Origin of the sequence: Candidatus Pelagibacter communis (genome assembly GCF_001179945.1) — a bacterium.
Classification (GTDB): Bacteria; Pseudomonadota; Alphaproteobacteria; order Pelagibacterales; family Pelagibacteraceae; genus Pelagilacustribacter; species Pelagilacustribacter ubique_A.
In genome coordinates this window covers 1-1,110 of sequence record NZ_CVSG01000038.1, presented here as the reverse complement: position 1 = coordinate 1,110, position 1,110 = coordinate 1, and the positions used below count along the sequence as shown (strand labels likewise).

The 1,110-nt window shown below is 30.5% G+C and carries 2 protein-coding genes; both read left to right on the top strand.

Annotation, left to right across the window (positions count from 1 at the left end):
• The first annotated feature begins 68 nt into the window (after positions 1-68).
• A complete protein-coding gene (locus tag AMN78_RS01005; protein ID WP_075533761.1) occupies positions 69-395 on the top strand; it encodes an AzlD domain-containing protein in 327 nt (108 codons plus the stop codon).
• Positions 396-470: 75 nt separating this feature from the next.
• On the top strand, positions 471-1,110 hold a 640-nt coding region (locus tag AMN78_RS01000; RefSeq protein WP_075533760.1), incomplete at its 3' end, for a carbon starvation induced protein CsiD.

Sequence of the window (1,110 nt, the reverse complement as noted above, 5' to 3'; positions counted from 1 at the left end):
ATCTGAGTGGTCATTATTATTTGCTGGATTAATTGCTGGATCAGTAGCTTTTCTATTCGGAGAAAAAAATGGTTAGTAGTCAAATTATCATTTTAGCTATTATAGCAACTTCAATTGCAACATATATTTCAAGATTCATGGGAGCTTTAACATCTGAAAAAGTGAGCGTAAAATCAAAAATATTTAAATGGTTTAATTGTGTTGCTTACTCAACTTTGGCGGCTTTGCTGGGAAGAATGATTATTTTCCCTGCCGGAGTTTTAGCGGACTCTGAATTAATAATGAGACTAATAGTATTCTTTACCTGCATTTCAATATTTATATTATCAAAAAAAAATTTAGTTATTCCTACAATTGCTTCGGCATTTTTGCTAAGTTTTTTGACTAACATCTAATTTGTGGTAAAATTAAAAATGGAACCAATATTAGCAATTTTTATTGTTTTGTGGATCATGGGTAATATTGAGTAAATGAGTTTTTCAATTACAGATCATAACAACTCTAAGAGAGTTCGAGTAATTAAGTTAAATGAAAGTGACTTAGATAGATTGATTTTTCCATTTAAAAAACATTCAATATTGTCTTTAGAATACAAACCATTTTCTAGATTTAGTTTAGCGAAAAGCTTAGATGAAGTATTTCAAAATAAACTAAGTAAAACTTTAAGTGAAATTCTTAATGATCGTAGCACAGGCACAGCGATCGTAGAACCCGATATTAATAATAAAAAATTTGATAAAGATTTTCTGGTAAAGCTTTCGACAGGTCTTGCTTATTTAGTTGGTAATCCGAATTTTGATTCTATGACAGGTAAATATTATGCTAGGTTTCATGTCAAACACCAAGATAGTAGCGACTCTTATCTTAGAAAAGCCTATACAAATTTAGATCTTCATACTGATGGAACGTATGTAAAAGAGAAAACAGATTGGTTAATAATGACAAAAATGGAAGAGCAAAATGTAATTGGGGGAGAAAGTGTAATTTTACATTTAGATGACTGGGAGCATTTGGAGGATCTTAGTAGCGATCCCGTGGGCCAAGAAGATTTTATTTGGGGATCACCAAAAAGTAAAAATGTAGATTATAAAGTTGAGCATCCAGTTTTTT